The organism is Arthrobacter sp. P4_F10 (assembly GCF_056401435.1).
The window spans coordinates 1-4,336 of sequence record NZ_JBFUJJ010000075.1 but is presented as its reverse complement, the minus strand read 5'-3'; the positions used below and the strand labels follow the sequence as shown (position 1 = coordinate 4,336).

At 64.5% G+C, this 4,336-nt stretch carries 5 protein-coding genes; all 5 read right to left on the bottom strand.

The window, feature by feature from the left end:
* Nucleotides 1–839, bottom strand: an 839-nt coding sequence (locus AC1DR1_RS22870; protein WP_476993424.1) for an alpha/beta fold hydrolase, incomplete at its 3' end; no start/stop codon positions are given.
* Nucleotides 840–887: 48 nt separating this feature from the next.
* On the bottom strand, nt 888–1,886 hold the full coding sequence (locus tag AC1DR1_RS22865) for an NADP-dependent oxidoreductase (protein ID WP_364742459.1): 999 nt from the start codon (nt 1,884–1,886) through the stop codon (nt 888–890).
* A gap of 539 nt (nt 1,887–2,425) precedes the next feature.
* Nucleotides 2,426–2,809 carry an SDR family NAD(P)-dependent oxidoreductase gene (locus tag AC1DR1_RS22860; RefSeq protein WP_364742462.1) on the bottom strand — a complete coding sequence of 128 codons (384 nt, stop codon included), beginning with the start codon at nt 2,807–2,809 and terminating at the stop codon, nt 2,426–2,428.
* Between the two features lie 70 nt (nt 2,810–2,879).
* Complete coding sequence (locus tag AC1DR1_RS22855; protein WP_476993423.1) at nt 2,880–3,638, bottom strand: SDR family NAD(P)-dependent oxidoreductase; 759 nt, start codon at nt 3,636–3,638, stop codon at nt 2,880–2,882.
* A partial coding sequence (locus tag AC1DR1_RS22850; protein WP_476993422.1) for a DUF6421 family protein occupies nt 3,635–4,336 on the bottom strand: 702 nt, incomplete at its 5' end. The genes AC1DR1_RS22855 and AC1DR1_RS22850, both read right to left, overlap by 4 nt.

The following is a 4,336-nucleotide window of genomic DNA, read 5'->3' as shown; positions in this document are numbered from 1 at the left end:
GGGGAGAACCGGTCGTGGAACTGGAAGATGCCGCCGTGGCCCGAGTCGGGGTAGATGATCAGCTCGGATCCCTTGATGCGCCGGTGCAGATCCCCGGACAGGACAGACGGCACCATGCGGTCGTTGTCGCCGTTGGCGATGAGGGTGGGGTGGGTGAGCCTTGACAGGTCCGACGGCGCGGAGCGGCCGAACTTCCGGATTGCCTTCAGCTGCGTCTGGAAGGCTTTGGTGCTGATCGGCTTGTCGCGGCCGACAGTGCGCTCCTGCAGGCGCTTGATGAACGCCTTCGCGGCCGGCTTGCCGGTCGCGTTGCGGTTAAAGAACAGGAACTCCTTCGGGTCCGCGCGCGTCAGGGTCGCGCGGAGGACGTCCCGGTAGGTGGTGCCGACGACCTTGTCGATGCCCTTGCCGCCGCGCGGCCCGGTACCGGCCAGCACGAGCTTGCGGACAAGGTCGGGATGCTTAAGGAGCAGGTCCTGGGCGATCATGCCGCCCATTGAGAAGGAGAAGACGTCGACCTGGTCGAACCCGAGGGACTTGATGAAGGTGTAGGCGTCGTCGGCCATCGCCTCGATGCTGTCGGGAACCTGCCCGGTGGAGGCGCCGACACCGCGCTGGTCGAAGGTGATGACGTGGCGGTTCTCCGCGATGGGCTCGATGATGCGGGGGTCCCAGTTGTCCAGGGTCGCGGCAAGGTGCACGAAGAATACGACGGGAATGCCGGCCTTGGGCCCCAGCTGCCGGTAAGCGTAGGTGACGCCACCTGAAGTGATCGAGCGTGTGGCCGCCTTCGCGTACGAGGTGACGACAGAGCCGTTCGGGGTGTCGGTGCTGCTCATGCTGGTAGTCCTCCTGGGTGGTCTGTGAGGTGAATGGCTGCCGGCGGCTCAGGAGGGAAGGGTGACGACGGCTTTGCCGCGGAGGCCGCCCTTGGCCAGCGACTCGAGCGCCTGTGGGGTCTGGGCGAAGTCGAAGACCTCCCCAACGACCGGGCGCAGCACGCCGTCCTCAACCAGGGCGGTGATCTGGCGCAACTGGTCGCCGCTGGCACGCATGAAGAGGAACTCGTAGCTGACGCCGAGCTTCTTCGCCTGCCGCCGGATCCCGCTGCTGAGCCCCGCGATGGCCAGGCGCAGCACAGGGTTCAGACCGGCTTTGCGCGCGAACGCCGGGTCCGGCGGACCGGCGATTCCGATCGCCTTCCCGCCGGGCTTGAGGATGCGCAGAGACTTCACGAGGTTCTCCCCGCCGAGGCTGTCGAGCACCAGATCGTACCCGGCGAGGAGCTGCTCGAAGTCCTGCGTACGGTAGTCGATCACAGTGTCCGCGCCGAGGTCGCGCACGAAGTCGGCGTTGGAGGCACTGGCGGTGGTCGCGACGGTGGCGCCGAGGTGCTTGGCGAGTTGGATCGCGATCGACCCGACCCCGCCCGCCCCGGCGTGAATGAGAACTTTCTGCCCCGGCCGTAGGTGGCCTTGCTCAACGAGGGCCTGCCACGCCGTAAGCGCAACCAGCGGCAGCGAGCCGGCCTCCTCCATGCTGATCGATGCGGGTTTCAGTGCCAGGTCGGCCTCGGTGACGGCGATGCGCTCGGCGAACGTGCCGATGCGGTCCTTGTCGGGGCGGGCGTAGACCTCGTCACCGGGCTTGAAGCCGCGCACGCTCTCCCCGACACGGATGACTGTGCCGGCGACATCGTTGCCGAGGATCAGCTGGAGCTTGTACGGGAGGATCTGCTTGAACTCACCCAGGCGGATCTTTTCGTCCAATTGGTTGAGGCCAGCTGCCTGGACCTGGACCAGCACATCGCGGTCGCCGACGGTCGGCTCAGGGACGTCTGCTGCGCGCAGCGGCTCCTTGTACTTGGTGACGACGAATGCCCTCATGGCGTGCTGCTCCTCTATGACGTGCGGTAGCCTAAAAATGAGACTACTCAATATTGAGTGCACTCAGTAACATTGTCAAGTCGGACCGTGAGATGCGCGCGTTCATTTGAATGTTCCCGAAGACGTGAGATAGGGAGTTTCGGGTGTCCATCGCCGGGGCCACGTTCCCGCGATGGATCTTGAGGGCGCATGCAATCTCCACTGATGCTGGCGCATCGGCGTCGCTAGCAAGGCGGTTGGCGGGCCGCCGGGCGTACGTACCGCTATTGCCAGGGGCGAGGCACACCCTGCTAGGGAGTGCCTCGCCGAGTCGTGACTGGGACCTATGGTGCGCCAGCCCTACGCAGCCTTATCAGGAAACCCTGCGCTGGACCGGTGATGCCTACACCAGGGCAAACTCCCGCAGCGGAACAGGGGGCACTACCGAACTGGGCAGACCTTTGCCGTGCTTGAGCGGGCAGAACAAATAAGGAAATTGTCGTCTGGGCTAGCAAAAGACCAGCTCAGGCAAGGCCCGCGCTAAACAGGGCTCTACACCATCAATATGTGGCCCGTCCGCCGCTGATGTCGTAGACCGCTCCCGTCGAGAAGCTGACCTTTTCCGATGAGAGCCAGGCGACCAGTTCGGCGACTTCCTCCGCTTTGCCCACTCGTTTCATGGGGATGAGGCTGGTGATGTGGGCGAGCACTTCTGATGATGTGTTGTCGTTCATTGGCGTCGCGATCACGGCGGGTGCGATGGCGTTGACTAGGACGCCGGTGGTCGCGAGTTCTTTGCCGGACGATTTCGTGAGGGCAATGACGGCGGCTTTTGATGCGGAGTAGATGGACAGGTTGGGGCTTCCGTCTTTTCCGGCCATGCTCGCGAAATTCACGACGCGTCCCCACCGGCGTTCGACCATCCCGGGCACGAAGGCGCGCATGGTGGCGACGGGTCGTGCAGGCGCCCCGCCAGTACCTGCGGGACGCCTGCTCTGGTATCAACGCTGACGCTTATGCCGGTGCGCCCACGAGGTGGCCGGCCGTGAGGGGCAAGCGCTGCCCGTTGATCTGTTCTGCCTCCAGGTCGAAGATCCGCTGTACAGCGTCGGCAAGGACACTGACATCGGTGAAGCCCGGAAATTTCCGTTCCGGCTGGGCTGCGCGCATCCGGTCATCGACCAGAGCCTTGACGACGAAGACCAGGGCGGCGGAGTGCTGAGCGGAGAGGGGGCTTTCGGGTCCTCCCTGCAGGTGCCGGAATCCGTCGGCCACGGCCAGGGTCCATGCCTCGGCGGCGGACTTGACGGCGGCATAGGCGGCGCCGTCCGCTGTCGGCGAGGAAGCGGACTGTGCGGAAACGATGGCCAGGCGACCCACAGGGGAGGTAGCCAAGTCATGGTAAAACGCGCGGCTGGTGTTCCTCAGGGTGGTGAGGACGCTGGTGTGCAGGAAGTCCCAGTCTTCATCCGTCTGGCCTTTAATGCCGGTACCGCCTCGCCACCCTCCTACAAGATGGATAAGGCCGTCCACGGGGCCCAGATCGTTCCGGACAGACGTCGCCAAGTCCTCAACGGCTTGCAGGTCCGCGAGGTTGCAGACATAGCCCGTGACGTTGTCGTACGCTACCGAGAGCTCCTGCACTCGGTCCTCAAGAATGTCCACGCCGGCCACGCGTGCCCCTGCTTGCGAGAGGGTGCGGACTACCGCGACGCCGGCAGCGCTTGTCGAACCGGCGACGACGACCGTACGCCCCGAGAGGTCCTGGCTCATGCGCCCGCCTCGCCCTCAGTCTTCACAGGCCTCTTACCGGTGATCCCGGCAGTTGATTCAATGACCGAGGACATCTTCTTCTCCAGTGCCTCGTAGAACATCGACAGGGGGAATTCGTCATCAAGGATCTGGTCCGTCAGACCCCGGGGAGGGCCGTCGAGCGGAAGGGCCTCCGGTCCCTTGGCCCACACGGAGGCCGGGTGGGGGGTGAGGGTTTCCGAGACGAGCTCGTAGGCAGCCAGCCAGTGTGCGGTCTTCGGCCGGTCGATTGAACGCCAGTAGAGTTCCTCGATGCGGAGACCCAGCTCGACAACCACGCCGGCGACGTCCTTCCAGTCGATGCTCAACTTTCCATCGGTCCAGTGCAGGACCCGGTGCTGGTGCATCCAGGCGAACAGCAATTGGCCGCCCACGGCGTCGTAGTTACGGACCCGGTTCCCGGTAATCGCGAAGCGGAAAATGCGGTCGAAGATCACGGCGTACTGGACCAGCTTGGCGTGCTTGCGGGCGTCCTCGGAAGCCGTTTCGTCCCGCTCGATGAGGACTGATTCGCGGAAGGCGGTCAGGTCGCAGCGGAGCTCCTCCAGGGAGTACAGGAAATACGGCATCCGCTGCTTGATCATGAACGGGTCAAAGGGCAGGTCACCGCGCATGTGGGTCCGATCATGGATCAGATCCCACATCACGAAGGTCTTCTC

Excerpts from the sequence above, each read along its gene's own strand:
- AC1DR1_RS22865 (WP_364742459.1), bottom strand. The coding sequence starts at position 1,886 with ATGAGGGCATTCGTCGTCACCAAGTACAAGGAGCCGCTGCGCGCAGCA.
- AC1DR1_RS22860 (WP_364742462.1), bottom strand. The coding sequence starts at position 2,809 with ATGCGCGCCTTCGTGCCCGGGATGGTCGAACGCCGGTGGGGACGCGTC.
- AC1DR1_RS22855 (WP_476993423.1), bottom strand. The coding sequence starts at position 3,638 with ATGAGCCAGGACCTCTCGGGGCGTACGGTCGTCGTCGCCGGTTCGACA.